This is a genomic window from Brenneria populi, from assembly GCF_036016195.1.
Taxonomy (GTDB): Bacteria; Pseudomonadota; Gammaproteobacteria; order Enterobacterales; family Enterobacteriaceae; genus Brenneria; species Brenneria populi.
The window spans coordinates 13,199-29,106 of the sequence record NZ_JAYWTM010000043.1 but is presented as its reverse complement, the minus strand read 5'-3'; the positions used below and the strand labels follow the sequence as shown (position 1 = coordinate 29,106).

13 protein-coding genes are annotated in these 15,908 nt (G+C 55.6%); 6 read left to right on the top strand and 7 right to left on the bottom strand.

Going from position 1 to position 15,908, the window contains the following annotated elements:
* The 4 genes from VSX58_RS21655 to VSX58_RS21640 form a co-directional block, all read left to right on the top strand.
* The coding region (locus VSX58_RS21655) for a hypothetical protein (RefSeq protein WP_327619892.1) at positions 1 to 182 on the top strand (182 nt) is incomplete at its 5' end.
* A 73-nt stretch (positions 183 to 255) separates the two neighbouring features.
* On the top strand, positions 256 to 1,971 hold the full coding sequence (locus VSX58_RS21650; RefSeq protein WP_327619891.1) for a polysaccharide lyase family protein: 1,716 nt from the start codon (positions 256 to 258) through the stop codon (positions 1,969 to 1,971).
* A 40-nt stretch (positions 1,972 to 2,011) separates the two neighbouring features.
* Positions 2,012 to 2,761 (top strand): oligogalacturonate-specific porin KdgM family protein, encoded by a 750-nt coding sequence (locus tag VSX58_RS21645; protein ID WP_327619890.1) that lies wholly within the window; start codon positions 2,012 to 2,014, stop codon positions 2,759 to 2,761.
* Between the two features lie 46 nt (positions 2,762 to 2,807).
* The gene (locus tag VSX58_RS21640) at positions 2,808 to 3,404 is read left to right on the top strand and encodes an oligogalacturonate lyase family protein (RefSeq protein WP_327619889.1); all 597 of its coding nucleotides are present in this window, start codon (positions 2,808 to 2,810) and stop codon (positions 3,402 to 3,404) included.
* 120 nt (positions 3,405 to 3,524) lie between these two features.
* Here the strand turns inward: VSX58_RS21640 and actP are convergent, their stop codons facing one another.
* From actP to acs, 3 genes are all read right to left on the bottom strand, one after another.
* Positions 3,525 to 5,183, bottom strand: coding sequence for a cation/acetate symporter ActP (gene actP / locus VSX58_RS21635; RefSeq protein WP_327619888.1), 1,659 nt, complete (start codon positions 5,181 to 5,183; stop codon positions 3,525 to 3,527).
* Positions 5,180 to 5,491: a DUF485 domain-containing protein gene (locus tag VSX58_RS21630; protein ID WP_327619887.1), complete on the bottom strand. Its 312-nt coding sequence runs from the start codon at positions 5,489 to 5,491 to the stop codon at positions 5,180 to 5,182. Before VSX58_RS21630 ends, actP begins: the two co-directional genes overlap by 4 nt.
* Positions 5,492 to 5,585: 94 nt before the next feature.
* Positions 5,586 to 7,547 carry an acetate--CoA ligase gene (acs, locus tag VSX58_RS21625; protein WP_327619886.1) on the bottom strand — a complete coding sequence of 654 codons (1,962 nt, stop codon included), beginning with the start codon at positions 7,545 to 7,547 and terminating at the stop codon, positions 5,586 to 5,588.
* Positions 7,548 to 8,510: 963 nt separating this feature from the next.
* On the opposite strand from acs, the gene VSX58_RS21620 reads away from it, so the two are divergent.
* Complete coding sequence (locus VSX58_RS21620; RefSeq protein WP_327619885.1) at positions 8,511 to 8,897, top strand: transcriptional regulator; 387 nt, start codon at positions 8,511 to 8,513, stop codon at positions 8,895 to 8,897.
* A 1,156-nt stretch (positions 8,898 to 10,053) separates the two neighbouring features.
* Positions 10,054 to 11,064: an AI-2E family transporter gene (locus VSX58_RS21615; RefSeq protein WP_327619884.1), complete on the top strand. Its 1,011-nt coding sequence runs from the start codon at positions 10,054 to 10,056 to the stop codon at positions 11,062 to 11,064.
* A 57-nt stretch (positions 11,065 to 11,121) separates the two neighbouring features.
* On the opposite strand, the gene VSX58_RS21610 is transcribed toward VSX58_RS21615, so the two are convergent.
* The 4 genes from VSX58_RS21610 to VSX58_RS21595 all read right to left on the bottom strand — a co-directional run bounded on the left by VSX58_RS21610 (position 11,122) and on the right by VSX58_RS21595 (position 15,729).
* Positions 11,122 to 12,714: a DHA2 family efflux MFS transporter permease subunit gene (locus tag VSX58_RS21610; RefSeq protein ID WP_327619883.1), complete on the bottom strand. Its 1,593-nt coding sequence runs from the start codon at positions 12,712 to 12,714 to the stop codon at positions 11,122 to 11,124.
* Positions 12,701 to 13,816, bottom strand: coding sequence for an HlyD family secretion protein (locus tag VSX58_RS21605; protein WP_327619882.1), 1,116 nt, complete (start codon positions 13,814 to 13,816; stop codon positions 12,701 to 12,703). Before VSX58_RS21605 ends, VSX58_RS21610 begins: the two co-directional genes overlap by 14 nt.
* Complete coding sequence (locus VSX58_RS21600; protein WP_327619881.1) at positions 13,813 to 14,223, bottom strand: MarR family winged helix-turn-helix transcriptional regulator; 411 nt, start codon at positions 14,221 to 14,223, stop codon at positions 13,813 to 13,815. Before VSX58_RS21600 ends, VSX58_RS21605 begins: the two co-directional genes overlap by 4 nt.
* A 417-nt stretch (positions 14,224 to 14,640) precedes the next feature.
* The gene (locus VSX58_RS21595; RefSeq protein ID WP_327619880.1) at positions 14,641 to 15,729 is read right to left on the bottom strand and encodes a L,D-transpeptidase family protein; all 1,089 of its coding nucleotides are present in this window, start codon (positions 15,727 to 15,729) and stop codon (positions 14,641 to 14,643) included.
* Between the last annotated feature and the right edge of the window lie 179 nt (positions 15,730 to 15,908).

Sequence of the window (15,908 nt, the reverse complement as noted above, 5' to 3'; positions counted from 1 at the left end):
ATCCGGCCGCTACTTTTTTCCCAAACGCCATTTATATCCATACCCTTCATACTTCAGGCTGCGGGGGCGCTGGATTTATTACTCGCTCCATCCTTGAAGCTCGTTCCGTTGGGGCCAGCGCAAGCGCTGTTCAAAAACGCTTTAGCGTTTTTGTCCTGCAACGCGAAGTATTTTTGGGGTAAAGACGTAAAAAATTAAAATAAATGAAATCCTTACCGAGGTTTTTAACGTTAAATCGAATAAGGCGGGATCATTGTGAAAAAAAGTATTTTCTTGCTGGTTGCGGCCACGCTGGCGCCCTATGGCAATTGCGCCGATACAGCTCCTGTTTCATTAACCGTTTCCGGAATGAAAACCACACTGGATAATGGATTGGTTAAAATAGAATTCAAGGAGGACGGCAGCGCCGCCGCTATTATAAAAGACGGGAAAAACATTGTCGCCAATCTTTCCGGCGCGCAGCGGGACCCCAGTAAAACACGTAGCGCTTATCTCGATTATTATGTCAAAGGGGTAAAAGATTTCACGCCTGAGCGCGTCGCTGTTATCAGCAATAGTCGGGATCTGGCCCATATCGCCTATATCGACGATCGGCAAGGGTTATTACGGCTGGAATATCATCTGATTATACGCAAGGGCATTAGCGGTATTTATAGCTATGTGGTGGCCGAAAACGCCGGAAAAGAAAATGTTATTGTGAGCGAATTGCGCAACGTATATCGCTTCGATCCCTCCCGGCTCGATCATTTGTATAACGGCATTCGACAAGGGAAGCCGCTGCTCTATCGCCAGTTCGAACAATTACCGAAAGTGCAGGATGAAACCTGGCGTTTGCCGAACGGCGAGGTGTATTCCAAGTACGACTTTGCCGGCTATATGCGCGCGACGCCTTTCTGGGGCGTATTCGGCCACGGCATGGGCGCCTGGCTGATTCACGGCGGTCAGGAGTATTTTTCCGGCGACGCGCTTAAGCAGGATCTCCTGGTGCATCAGGACGCCATTATTTTGAATTATATGACCGGCGCTCACCTGGGGACGCCGGATATGGTCGCCGAACCCGGATGGAAGAAACTCTACGGCCCCTGGCTGCTGTATATCAACCAGGGCGATCCGCAGCGGATGATTGATGATGCCCGCCGTCGGTCGGCCACCGAAACGGTTTCCTGGCCCTATCGCTGGGTGAACGACAGGCGTTATCCGGTTGAACGTACCCAGGTCGGGGGGCGCGTGCTCGGCAAGCAGCCGGCGACCGTGGTGCTCTCATCGTCGCTGGATGAGCCTTTCGACCTCCAGACGCGCGGCTACGCCTTCCAGGGGATGACGGATAGCGAGGGTAGGTTCAGCATCAGGCACGTCACGCCGGGGGAATATCAGCTGACGGTTTATGCCAATAGCGGCACGCAGCCCGGCGTATTGGCGCAGCGGCGCGTTACCATTGAAGGGGAACGCCAGCAGATCTCCGATATCGCCATTCCTGAAGCGCAATCGGTTATCTGGGCCATTGGCCAGGCCGACCGCCAGGCCCGTGAATTCCGCTTCGGTAACGAGGCGCGGAATTATCGCTGGCAGAATGCGGTTCCCGCCAACCTGACTTTCGATATCGGCCGCAGCGATTACCAGCGCGACTGGTATTACGCCCAAACCAAACCGGGAACATGGGATATCCGCTTTGCCATGCGTCCGGAAAATAGGGCTTATTTCCTGAATATTTCCCTGGCCGCCGCCAGCAATGGTTCGATGAGCAACCCGACCGCGCCCGAGCTGGCGGTGGCGGTTAATGGAAAAACCGTGCAAACCCTGAAATATGATAATGACAAAGCGATTTACCGCGGAGCGTTGCAAAGCGGCCGCTATCATTTGGCCCGCGTGCCTGTCGCGCGCGAGCTATTGAAAACAGGAAATAACACCGTCTCTCTGCGGCTGAAAGGCGGCAGCCTGATGTACGACATCGTTACCTTGAGCGAAGAATAATACTTCTCTTTTATAAAATAACCGATAGTGATGGAAGAATATGAAAAATTTAAATAAATTATTTGTTTCCGCTATGGTGTTTTCTATCTTTATTGGACAGGCCAGGGCGGATATATTATTGAACAATGTGACGATGGATTATCGTCATGAATACCGTTTACGTGATAGAACGCATTACGACAGGCTGCTCCTAGCGACGCAATTACCCAATAACTATTCTTTTGGCGTGGAAACAAAATTCAAAACCGGCGGTTCGAACGTTAAAGATAAATATTATAAAGATCCGGTATTAAATGCGGTGGAGATGACGTTAGCCAAAAAATATCAGTTTGGTAATTGGACGATTTCGCCATTGCTGCAGCCGGAATTTAACTCCACGCGCACCGAGTGGAAATTCGGCGTGTCGCCCTGGTATAAAATTAACGATAGCTGGTCTATCGGCGGGCTCTATCGGCTGGAGTTGACGGATTACGCGCATGATAACGTCTGTGAAACCGTCGGGACGGTATGCACCACCAATAAGCACCGTACCGTAAATCGGGTAGATGGCTACCTGCGCTACAGAATAAACGACCTGACCGCCACCTATAAAATTATTTTTCAGCATGGCGATGAGAATCTGTTCGCCAATAAGAAAAATAACTACGAGCAAGAGTTGCAATTTAATTATGCGCTCGGTGATAAAAAAGAGTGGAGTCCCTATGTAAGCTTTGGCGATATTAACCGGTCTTCCAAATCCAGCGAACGGCAGCTTCGGTTACGTGCCGGGATTGCCTATACGTTTAAATAACGCTAGGCCATTACGTTAATATTTTTATTGCCGCGACGGCCGGTTAATGGTGGTGACGACGCCGGCGGGCATTGCCACCATTGATATGCGCACGCGGCGCAATACGCTGATTCTGCCTCGTCCGACGGCGAAAATTCTGATGGTGGGCAGAAAGAGCTCCCGCCTGTGGTATATCGATGAGATCGGCGGCCAGGCCAACCCGCTGGGCGAATGGATGGTCGCCGCCGAGATGTACCATCCGCGCACCGGACGGCCTCTGACCTTCGCCGAACAAAAAGAGGTGCGTATCAATCAGCGTTTGGAGCAGCGTCCGCCGATGACGCTGTTCGTGGTTGATGTGGCCTCGGGAGCGCGCAGGGATGTTCATCACGCCACCGATTGGCTTAATCACCTGCAGTTCTTCTCCCCCACCGAGCCCAACCAGATTCTGTTTTGCCATGAAAGGCCGTGGCACAAGGTGGATCGCATCTGGACCATCCGTACCGATGGCTTGGCGTTGAGCAAAATCCACACGCGCACGATGAATATGGAGATCGCGGGGCATGAATTTTTCAGCCAGGACGGCGGCCATCTGGTATTCCGTTCCAATATGCATGGGGAGATTCATACCTATGCGGTGGCGCTTGATGAGGCGCGCCCGTAACGGCGCGGCCGGCGTCAGCGTTCTTATCAGCGCTCTGTTCGCCATGATCCGGCTAATCGAGCGGCGGGATAAAAACGCCAAGCGCGCTCTTGCCCCGCCCGCAAGCCCGCCGCGCTATTCCTAATGACCGCCGCCGCGCGATGCGCCCACGCCGGTTTGCGAACGGACGAATTGCGCATGGAAACGGGCGTGCTCCTGCCGTCCGGCCTCCGAGCGATCCGTTACGGAAAAGAGCCAGATACCGATAAAGGCCGCCAGCATTGAGAACAGCGCCGGGTATTCATAGGGGTAAACCGGCGTCTCATGACCGAGAATATTCACCCACACCGTCGGTCCCAAAACCATCAGAACGACCGCCGTCAGCAGGCCGGCCCAGCCGCCGATCAGCGCCCCGCGCGTGGTGAGCTTCGACCAATACATGGAAAGAAGGATGATGGGGAAGTTGCAGCTGGCGGCGATGGAGAAGGCCAGCCCCACCATAAACGCGATGTTTTGATTTTCAAACAGTATGCCCAGCGCGATGGCGACGATGCCCAGCACCAGCACGGTTATTTTCGACACTTTCAGCTCGTCGCGTTCGGTGGCTTTCCCTTTCTTGATGACGTTGGAGTAGAGATCGTGGGACACCGCCGAGGCGCCCGCCAGCGTTAACCCCGCGACGACCGCCAAAATGGTGGCGAAGGCGACGGCGGAGATAAAGCCGAGGAAGAAGTTGCCGCCGACCGCATCCGCCAGATGAATCGCCGCCATGTTATTGCCGCCGATAAGCGCGCCGGCCGCATCTTTAAAGTCCGGGTTGGCGCTGACCAGCAGAATGGCGCCGAAGCCGATGATAAAGGTCAGAAAGTAGAAATAGCCCATGAAACCGGTGGCGTAAAACACGCTTTTGCGCGCTTCCTTGGCGTCGCCCACCGTGAAGAAGCGCATCAGAATATGCGGCAGGCCGGCGGTGCCGAACATTAATCCCAGGCCGAGGGAGAGCGCGGATATCGGATCGGACACCAAGCCGCCGGGGCTCATGATCGCCGCCCCCTTCGGGTGAACGGTCATGGCCTGTTTAAACAGGCCGTCGAAGCTGAAATCGACGGATTTCATCACCATCACCGCCATAAAGGTGGCGCCGAACAGCAGCAGCACCGCCTTGATGATCTGTACCCAGGTGGTGGCCAGCATGCCGCCGAACATGACGTACATCACCATCAGAATGCCGACCAGAATGACGGCGATGTGATAGTTCAGACCGAACAGCAGCTCAATCAGTTTGCCCGCGCCCACCATCTGGGCGATAAGATAGAGCGCGACGACGACGAGCGAACCGCAGGCCGATAGGCTGCGAATCGGCCGCTGCCGCAGCCGGTAGGAGGCGACGTCGGCGAAGGTATAGCGCCCCAGGTTGCGCAGACGCTCCGCAATCAGGAACAGGATGATCGGCCAGCCGACCAGAAAACCGAGCGAGTAGATCAGGCCGTCGTAGCCGGAGGTGTAGACCAGCGCCGAGATCCCGAGAAAGGAGGCGGCCGACATATAGTCGCCGGCAATCGCCAGCCCGTTCTGGAAGCCGGTAATGCTGCCGCCGGCCGTATAATAATCGCTGCGGGAGCGCGTGCGCTTGGAAGCCCAGTAGGTGATATACAGCGTGGCGCTGACGAACAGCAGAAACATCACGATCGCCTGAATATTCAGCGGCTGGCGCTGAACCTCTCCGCTCAGGGCATCGGCGGCCTGCGCCAGCGAAGGTAAAGCGAGCGGGGCGGATAATATAATGCGTGGTATTTTCATCGCGTTGCCTCATCCAGTAACCGTTTGGTCAGGCGATCGAACTCGCCGTTGGCGCGATAAACGTAGACCCCCGTCAGCGCAAAGGCGATGGCGATCAGGCCAATGCCGATCGGGATGCCGCGGGTGGTGCTGGAAGCGGGCGTCACCGGGGTTCCCAGCCAGCCGGGGGCAAAAGCGATCAGCAGAATAAAACCGGTGTAAAGCGCCAGCATGATGAGAGAGAGCAAGGTGGCGAAACGCTGTCGTTTATGCACCAATTCTCTGAACAGAGGGTTACTTTCAATCCGTTGATAAATGTCGTCATTCATCGTAAGTCTCCCGTAATCTGTTGGTAGGGCGGGGTGGCTACGGCGCGGCGTCTGCGCCAAATCCGGCGCAGACGCGAAGTAGGGGATTAAACGATCATTGGGGGGCGGCGCTCATTGCCTGCTTTTCTTCCAGCAGTTTTTCCACCACGCCGGGATCGGCCAGCGTTGAGGTATCCCCCAGGTTGCGGGTGTCGCCCGCCGCGATCTTGCGCAAAATACGGCGCATAATTTTACCGGATCGCGTTTTCGGCAACGCGTCGGTCCAGTGGAGGATATCGGGCGTGGCGATGGGGCCGATCTCCTTGCGCACCCAGTCGCGCACTTCCTGATACAGCGCGCTGGACGGCTCTTCGCCGTGATTCAGCGTGACGTAGGCATAAATCGCCTGGCCTTTCAGGCTGTGCGGAATCCCCACCACCGCCGCTTCGGCGATTTTAGGATGGGAAACCAGCGCGGATTCGATTTCCGCCGTACCCAGGCGATGACCGGAGACGTTCAGCACGTCATCGACGCGGCCGGTGATCCAGTAGTAGCCCTCTTCATCACGACGGGCGCCGTCGCCGCTGAAGTACATGCCTTTAAAGGTGGAAAAGTAGGTTTGTTCAAAGCGTTCATGATCGCCAAACAGGGTGCGCGCCTGACCGGGCCAGGAGTCGGTAATCACCAGATTGCCTTCGCAGGCGCCTTCCTGCGGATTGCCCAGATTATCCACCAGCGACGGTTGCACGCCGAAGAAGGGATACGTCGCCGAACCGGGTTTGGTTTCAATCGCGCCGGGCAGCGGGGTAATCATAAAACCGCCGGTTTCCGTCTGCCACCAGGTATCCACGATGGGGCACCTGCCGTTGCCGATCTTGTTGAAATACCACTCCCAGGCTTCGGGATTGATCGGCTCTCCGACGGACCCCATTATTCTCAGCGAGTTCCGCGAGGTGCCGTCGATAGGCTTGTCGCCTTCCGCCATCAGGGCGCGGATTGCGGTGGGGGCGGTGTAGAGTATATTGACCTGATGTTTATCGATAACCTGCGACAGGCGGCGGGAGTCCGGCCAGTTGGGCACGCCTTCGAACATCAGCGTCGTGGCGCCGCAGGCCAGCGGTCCGTATAGCAGGTAGCTGTGTCCGGTGATCCAGCCGACATCCGCGGTACACCAATAGATCTCGCCAGGGTGGTAGTCAAATACGTACTTGAAGGTGATCGCCGCGTAGGTAAGGTAGCCGCCGGTAGTGTGCAGTACGCCTTTGGGCTTGCCGGTGGATCCCGAGGTATAAAGGATAAACAGCGGATCTTCGGCGTTCATCTCTTCCGGCGGACAGCGATCGTCCGCCTGTTCGATCAGATCGCTCCACCACAGATCGCGTCCGGCTTCCCAGTGCGTGTTTTTTCCGGTTCTTTGGTAAACGATCACGCGGGCGATGCTGGTGACTCCGGGATTTTTTAACGCTTCATCTATGTTCTTCTTCAGCGGAATCAGGCGTCCGGCGCGTATACCTTCATCCGCCGTAATCACCAGCTTGGCGCTGGAGTCGATGATTCTCCCGGCGATGGCTTCCGGGGAGAAGCCGGCGAAGATCACCGAATGAATGGCGCCGATGCGCGCGCAGGCCAGCATGGCGACGGCCGCTTCCGGCACCATCGGCATATAGATGGCGACCACATCGCCTTTTCTTATTCCCAACGATTTTAGCGCATTGGCAAAACGGCAGACGGCGTGGTGCAACTCGCGGTAGGTGACGCGCTTGCTCTCGCCGGCGTCGTCCCCTTCCCAGATTATCGCGGTCTGTTCGCCGCGCGTCGCAAGATGACGATCCAGGCAATTCGCCGCCACGTTCAGCGTACCGTCTTCAAACCAGCGAATCCGAATATGACCGGGATCAAACGAGGTGTTTTTCACTTGTTGATAAGGTTTGATCCAATCAATAATTTTTCCCTGTTCGCGCCAAAAGGATATCGGATCGTCAATGGATTGCCGATACATCGTGCGATATCGCTCGGCGTCTATCAGGGCATTTTCCGCGATGGCGGCCGGTATTGAGTGTTTATGGTATTGGGTCATGTGCGCTTCTCCTCAAGTGTGTTAAGGATATGTCAATAAATAGTTAATTGTGATTGAGAGGAGAGCTTTGTTTCTTTTTTGAGCGATAGATCACGCAATATGATGCAGGCGCAGAGGCATATACTTGAAGAATAAAGCGAATAGTCAGAAAAATAAGTAGGTTGCTAAATTAAGGGGTGCACAGTATTAGTGATATATGTCACACTATAAAAAATTACAAGAATTATCCCCCGCATGATGATGGATATAACGATCAATCCATTGTTTTCAATAGATTAAACCTATTGTTATCAATGTTTTGATCGTCCTTTACGATCAAAACGCATAAAGATCTCCTTTATTCCGCCGATAGTGACAACGCTGTTCAGGTTATATTTTTATCCGGAGTGGCCATTTAGACTTATCTGATTATCAACATACGAAACGTATGGATAATGGGTATGCGTTCCAGGCGTCTTCATTAAAGTCGTTAAGCTATCGATTAGCAATATACCCTAAATAAATTCGAGTTGCGGGAGGGCGGCAAGTGAATGACAAATTTGTCGGAAACGAATTTGACCAGCCAACGGCCGGCCTCCGATGAGGGACAGGATGCCTCTCATTTAATCCCGGTACGCACGCTCAAGTAAGTGATTCGGACAACTGACAAATCTGCCGGGAGCAGATTTGAACGCCGCTTGCGGCGGCCCCAGCGGGGCGAGTAATAAAGCCGACGCATAGGCCGATTGAAGTCTGCAGGGTATAAAAGTAAATGGCTTGTGAATCAGACAGACACGTCTAATTGTTATTTTTTTATTTTTATTCAGTAGGATCCGGTTTTCCAAAACTAAACAATTTAGATAACTACATTATGCCGGACTCCCCCCGCGGGAACCGGTGGGTTGAGTGCTTATCGTTAGGCGGCTGCGTTTTATCGTTACCCCTTGGCGATATCTTTTACATAGCATGAAGCAGAGGGAAATAATGAGTCTGATATTCGGCCGGAACGAGATTATAGGCATGCTGTGCCAGCCTGTTCAGAATGAACGGCGGGCTGCCGCAGTCATTGACGAAACCTGTAAAATTGTTTGCACCAACTCTGCTTTTAATGCGCACTTCGGGCTGCGTTCGGAAATGAACACCCCGGTCTCTATTGATGATGTTCTGCCGATTAGCGTGAAGTTCGCCTACCAGGATTTTATGACGGACGCCAATGCGTTAAGCACGCGCGTCGTATCGGATCTGCTGTCCGATGGCTTTACGAAAAAGCGGCTCGGCACGCTATCGTTTTCTAAATTGAATGTTGAGAATCGCGTGCTCTCGCTATTGATTCTGAATCAGGACGAGTCGTCCGCCAACCTGGTTTCTTAAACGCATTGATTTTCCGGCTCTCTTCGCCTGGGGATTGCGGCGTTCGCGGCGATCTCCTTAACGATAAACGGAACATTAGCGGCAGCCGCTGGTTATGCGCGGCGGTATTAATGGCGCTAATTGTAGCGCCCGCCTGTTTGTAATGTAATGGTTACTTATCTTTCCATAAGAAGCGCTTTTTTTAGTTGGAAATATATAATCCAGCCTTATTAATCCGCCTGCCCGAATGGAAAAATCCTAAAACATTTTATCCCCCTATACTTTTATCCTTTTGCGGGTTAAGGCATAAGAAATATTAATTACCAGCCATGCGGTTGGCTTAGCAAAAAAATAATGACGGCGGCGTTGAATGGAATACTCGCCATACTTTAAGCACGCCCGTGAGTCGGCCGCGCTCAAACGCCGTCGAATAGACGGCCGTCGGCGCTTCTCAGAGAATGTCTATGGCCGCTGGTTTCTTAATAGTCGCTTTGCGTCATTGCTAAGAAACGCGCCGCGCTCTTGCCGGCGGATTATTTTTAACATTTATCCGCTCGTTACATTAATACACAAATAAAAAATATTTTATTTACTTTATATTCTTGCCGCCGCCTTAAAATTAACCAGTTGACGATAATGGCTTTTGGGGATTCCGATCGCGTCGTTTCACCCGCATCGAGGGAACGATTATGTACGCTAATGTTACATAAATGTTTCAATCGACCTTCAGGCAGGAACCCGGCTGCTCTGCCGCGCGACGGCGTTTATGACGGCATTCCGCTCGAAAAAGAGCGTGTTTCGCATGGTGCAAAATCAGCGCGTTTCGTCCCGTCGCCCAAATTATTCCGGGCGCGGCGAACAACGAAAAACCTGCTGGCGTTTCCGGGGTAAAACGTTAAGAATAAAGCCGGATAGCAGCCAAAACCGCGCCGTTTGCTCCATACCTTTCGTCTTGAAATCTATACCCTAAATAATTCGAGTTGCAGGTGGGCGGCATGGCTGCGACGGATCTGCCGGGAGCCTATTTGAACGCCGCTTGCGGCGTCCCCAAGGCCTGCGGATGGGCCGGCGGCACCGCCAACGCGCCCGCAGCTTGCCGTATCAAGGGTATATTGGGTAATTCTGCAATTCTGCGTTTTTACATTTAGCATCGGTTTTACGTATACAGGACGTCATCATGCAGTTACTGAATCTGAAACAAGCCCGATTTTTGAGCTTTTTCTTTATTATGGGGGGCTTGTTACTGCTGTTGCCCTTGCGTCTGTTAGCCTGTTTTATCGCCGGTTTTTTAGTTTACGAGATCGTTAATCTGCTGACGCCCTATTTCCAGAAAGTGATTAGCGGCAAACGCGCCCGCTGGATGGTGGTGGCGATTATCAGTACGCTGGTGGTGAGTTTGCTGAGCCTGCTTTTCGGGAGCCTGGTGGGGCTGCTGATGCAGGAAATGAGGGACACGGCGGCGTTTAATACCCGGATTGCCTATATCCTTAATGAGATTCAGCAGCAACTGATGGTGTATTTGCCGGGATATTTGCCGGTCAGCGTGGAAGAACTGCAGCATGAGTTTCTGCAGTGGGTGCAGCAGCATATCGCTATCCTGCAAAATATGGGAAAAAGCTTCCTGCACGGTTTTGTCACCATGCTGATCGGGATGGTTCTGGGCGCCATTATCTCTTTATATACGATGGACACCGACGACGAAAAACCGATGTTGAAGGCGGAGCTGCTGCGCCGGGTATCGCTGCTGTCCGCCTCATTTCGCAATATCGTTTTCGCGCAGGTAAAAATTTCGCTGGTGAATACCATACTGTCCGCGATTTTTATCCTCGGCGCGTTTCCCTGTTTCGGCATTCATCTGCCGTTCTCGAAAACGCTGGTGGTGCTGACGTTCGTTTTCGGCCTGTTGCCGGTGATTGGCAATTTGATCTCCAATTCCATCGTCTTTATTTCCGCCTTATCCATCTCTTTGCCGACCGCGGTGATTGCGCTGGTGTACCTGATGTTGATTCATAAGCTGGAATATTTCCTCAACGCGCAGATCGTCGGCACTCGGATCAAAGCCCATGCCTGGGAAATCCTGCTGGCGATGCTGATCTTCGAAGCGGCGTTCGGCTTGTCCGGCGTGATTGCCGCGCCGATCTATTACGCTTATTTGAAGAGCGAGCTGAAAGAGGCGTCATTGATTTAAGTCATCCGTGACGCGGAGAAGAAGGCTGCAGGGCCCGCCCGCAGCCCGATGGCGATGTTACCGGCGGCTGTCGGGTATCGTCTTTAGCCTTGAGACGCGGCCGCGAATAAACAACGCGGGAATTATCGCGGTGAAGAAGCATATCGCCACCATATAGAACCCGTCCTGATAGGCGAACATCTGCGCCTGAGGCGCCAGCATGCGTTCAATAAACTCCATCACGCCGGGGTTGACGCCGGCGCTGAGCGGTTCGCCGAACGGGTTGCCCCAATGGGCGTACAATACGCTGAGCTGACGCATGGCGTCGCCGCCGACGGCATTGCCCCGGGTCAGCGACTGCGCCAGTATCTCGCCGTGAAAGGCGTTGCGGCGTTCGATAAATACCGACAGCAGATTCACCCCTAATGCGCCGCCCAGCTGACGGATGAAGTTCAGGCTGCCCGAGCCCTGCGCCAGGGTTTCCGGAGGCAGGGCGCGCAACGAGCCGGCGTTCATCGCCGGCAGCATCAGACCCAGTCCGATGCGCCCGATGACGATCCACCAGGCCAGGGTCCAGAAGGGCGTATCGGTATCGGCCCAGCTCGAAAGCCAGCAGGAGAGGCCGAATAACGTCAGCCCGACGACGACAGGAATATACGGCGCCATGCGGTCGCTGATGCTGCCGGCGATCGGAAACACGCATCCCAGCGCCAGACCGGCGGGCATCAGCAGCAGTCCCGAGCGCGTCGGGGTATATCCCTGGATGCCTTGCACAAATAGCGGAATGATATAGGTTGAGGCGTAAATACCGGCGCCGAGCGCGAAAGCCACGATACAGCCGGCGCTAAAAGCCGGATTTGAAAATACCCGCAGGCTCAGTAAAGGGTGCGGCGCGCGCAGCTCATAGACGATAAAGGCGCCGCCGGCCAGCAGCGAGCAGACCAAGAGGCCGATAATCGGCAATGAGTCCCAGCCCGTGCGCTGGCCGTTGGATAGCCCGCTGAGCAACGCGACCAGGGCGATCGTCAGCAGCGTAAAGCCGATGCCGTCGAACTTATGCCGCGGGGCGTCCGCTGGTCCGCTTTTGCCCGGCAAGATAAAGATCGCCGCGGCGATGCCCGCCAGACAAAAGGGCACCACCACCATAAAGACGGCGCGCCAGTCCAACTGGTCGACCATCATGCCGCCGGCCGTCGGGCCGAGCGCCGGCGCCAGCACCACGCCGACGCCGTAAATCCCCATGGCTTTTCCGCGCTGCGACGGCGGAAAAACCTGCGAGATCACCACCATCGCCAGGGGCTGAATAATGCCCGATGCGCAGCCCTGCAAAACACGGGCGATAATGACTTCGGCGCCGTTCTGGCTGACGGCGCCCACCACGCTGCCGATCACGAAGATCGCCAATGCGCCGATATAGGTCTTGCGATAGCCAAAGCGTTCCAGGGTCCAGGCGGTCGCCAGCATGGTGGCGGTCATGGAGGCGAGAAAGGCGGTGGAAAGCCACTGCACCTGATCCTGCCCCATGCCGAAGGCCCCCATGATGTCGCGCATGGCGACATTGACGATGGTGGCGGTGGCGGTCGTGGCGATGGTGCCCAGCATAATGGTGGCGGTCGCCATCCAGCGGTACGAGGGGCCGAAGCGCGCGGCCTGAGCGTCAATCGGCGACATTGATGGTCACTTCCGCCATTAATCCCGGTTTCAGACGCGGATCGGGGCGATCGAGGGCGACTCGCACCGGCACCCGCTGGGTGATTTTGGTGAAATTTCCCGATGGGTTGGGGCTGGGCAGCAGGGCGAACTGGTTGGTGGCCGCATTGCCGACGCGCGCGACCTGTCCATGAAACGCGACGTTCGGATAGGCATCCAGCGCAATTTCCACCCGTTGTCCGACCTTCACGTTTTCGATGGCCGTTTCTTTGATATTGGCTTCCACCCACAGATTGCGTGGGTCGTGTACCATCATGATCCACTGTCCTTCCTGGATGTAGTCGCCGACGTTGCCGATGGTCCGATCCACCACGCCGTCCACCGGAGAGCGCAGCGTGCGATCGGCAATCTCCTGTTTCAGCCGATCCACCTGGGCCTGTAGCGTCGCCCGTTGCTGCTGTTCCATCTCGATTTGCCGGTCCAGCACCGTCAGGTTATTGCGCTGCGCCTGGGCGCTGGCGAGCGCCGCCTGCCGCGATACGCGCTGCGCCTCCGCTTCTTGTTGTTCGCTTTGGCGCCGCAGCAGCAGCGCATGAGACTCATCCCAGGTTTTTTTCGGCGTCAGGCCGCTTTTCACCAGTTGGTCATCCCGTTTGAAATTGTTTTGCGCCAGCGAAAGCTGATAGCCGGCGTTGGACAGCGCCGACTCGGCCGAGGACAGCTGCGCCCGCGCTTCTTCCAGCCCGGCGCTGGTGGTGAGATCGGTGGTTCGCCGCTGGGCCAGACTGTAGCCGATCTGCGCGTCCGCGGCGGCCAGGCTGCCCTCCAGCGCCGCCAGTCGCAGCCTGGCGTCCCGATCGTCGATCTGCGCCAATACCTGATCCTTTTTGATCTTATCGCCGTCGATCGCCGGGCGCGCGGTCAGCCATCCACTCTCCCGGCTGGCGAGCGAGACCATCTCGCCGACGATGCGCGCATCGCTTTCGTTGATGTGCGTCATGCGCTGGTGCAGCCAGGAGAGCGCCCAGAACAGGACGATAGCCAGGAGCAGGACGCCGGATAGCAGCATAAGCTGACGGCGGCGGTTCAACTGACGTAATGCGCGAAGGAGTCTGCTGCTCATGCGTCGCTCCGTTCAATGGCGGAGAGATTGGCGATCACCTGTTCCACGGCGCGATTGACCCGCGCGATCTCCTCTTCGCCGAGGCCGTTTAACGCTTTGATTCGCACCTGATTGGCGATGTTCTCTACGTTTTTGACCTGCTCAACCCCTTGGGCGGTGAGGTGAATCTCTTTAATCCGGCGGTCCGCCCCTTCCCGGCGTTCGATCAGCCCCTGTTTTTGCAGGCTATCCAGCAGGCGGACGACCGCCGACGCCTCAAAGCCGATGGACTCCGCCAGCGCCTTTTGATTCATAGGCGTCGTTGCGCGGGAGATATGCAGCAGCGGCAGCCAGGTGGCCTGCGTCAGTCCGTAAGGCTGTAATTCGCGATCGATAACGCGGCGCCACAGTCGAGAGGTGTGCCCCATCAGGAGGGCGAATCGGCGACGCGGAGAGGATTCCGGTATAGACATAAGCGGGTAACAGGACAATTAGTTGAAGTATCATTGATTATCTATTCAATTAATGACATGTCAACTAAATTGTCGGTCAAACCGCCTGCCGGGCATGACGCGTTGTGCGACGAGGAGGGGGGGAGGCTTGACGGGGAGGAATAGAAAACGGGCTTACGCCCGTTTTCCCAGCCTGTTGACAAACCTATCGTTCTTTATCGAACGGTGATAATGGAATGGAAGAGTAAAGCGTCCGCGCCAGGGATGGCGCGGCTCGAGCTTACAGGGACGTACTTGCAGCGTCTTTACGATCCATCCATTATTGCCGCTCACCGGACTTTGTCAGCAAACTCAGAAAACGGGCTTACGCCCGTTTTCCGTCGCTGGCGCCGATCAAGAACGGTTGGCGCTGTTTTCCGGTTCCGCGCTATCCAGCTCCGGGTCTGCGCTCTCTGGCGCCGGGGCCTCCTGCGCGGCGCTATCCTGAGCTACGCTCTCTTGCGGCGCGGCCGCAGGCTCATCGGCCGACTCAATCGGCGCCGCCAGCGGCGCTTGTTCTTCGCTCGGGCCGTTGACCTTCGTCGGGATACCGGAGCGTAACTGCAGCGCTTTATCGAGCTCCTCCTGATTGACGCTGGCATCGGCGATCGCTTTGCCGACGCTGGCGTTGATGGTCAGCGGCGCCGGGGTTTCAGAGTTAAACTCTTCGATAGTCCGCGATAGCGGATGGTGCACTTCCACATAGCGGGAGCCGTCCGGCTCCACCGTGGCTTTTATCGGCTCGTTGATAAACTGTACCCGCGTGCCGACGGGGACGTGATCGAACAGATATTTAATATCGTCCGCCCGCAAACGCACGCAGCCGTGGCTGACGCGCAGGCCGATGCCGAAATTGGCGTTGGTGCCGTGGATGGCGTACAGACGGCCGATATACAGCGCGTAAAGGCCCATCGGGTTATCCGGGCCGGCCGGGAAAACTTTCTGCAACGTTTCGCCGCGGGCGGCATATTCCGCGTGCATGGCGGCGGTCGGCGTCCAGGTCGGGCCGGCCTTTTTACGCTGCACGGCGGTTACCCAGTTAATCGGCGTATCTTTACCTAACTCGCCAATCCCGATCGGCAATACCACGACGGTTTTACTGCCTTTGGGGTAGTAATACAGGCGCATTTCGGCGCTGTTAATCACAATCCCCTCGCGCGGCGCGTTCGGCAGAATCAGCTGATGAGGAATAATCAGCGTGCTGCCTGGCGTCGGCAGATAGGCGTCAACGCCCGGGTTGGCTTCCATCATATTGCTCAGCCCCATTTGATACTGGGCGGCGAAGTGCTCCAACGGCAACTTGCTGTCTGACGGAATGGTAATTTCCAGATTTTCCCCCACCAGCCGGCTATTGGCCGCCGGCAGAGGGTAGACAACGGCAAAGGCGGCCTGGCTGAATGCCGCGGCCGCTACAACCAGAGTTAGGATCGCGCGAATACTCATTTTCATGTCTTTATTGAAGGATAAATGCCATACCAGAAAGGAGGTATCTGGTTTGTTCTGGGTCCTGGGACCGGATGCGCATTATATGTGCAGAATGGCTTCGGATGGAAATAACATGTGTAACTAATCATACTTTTTTTGCCGATCGGGACGAGGCGGCATCCATTTCCGATGCGGGA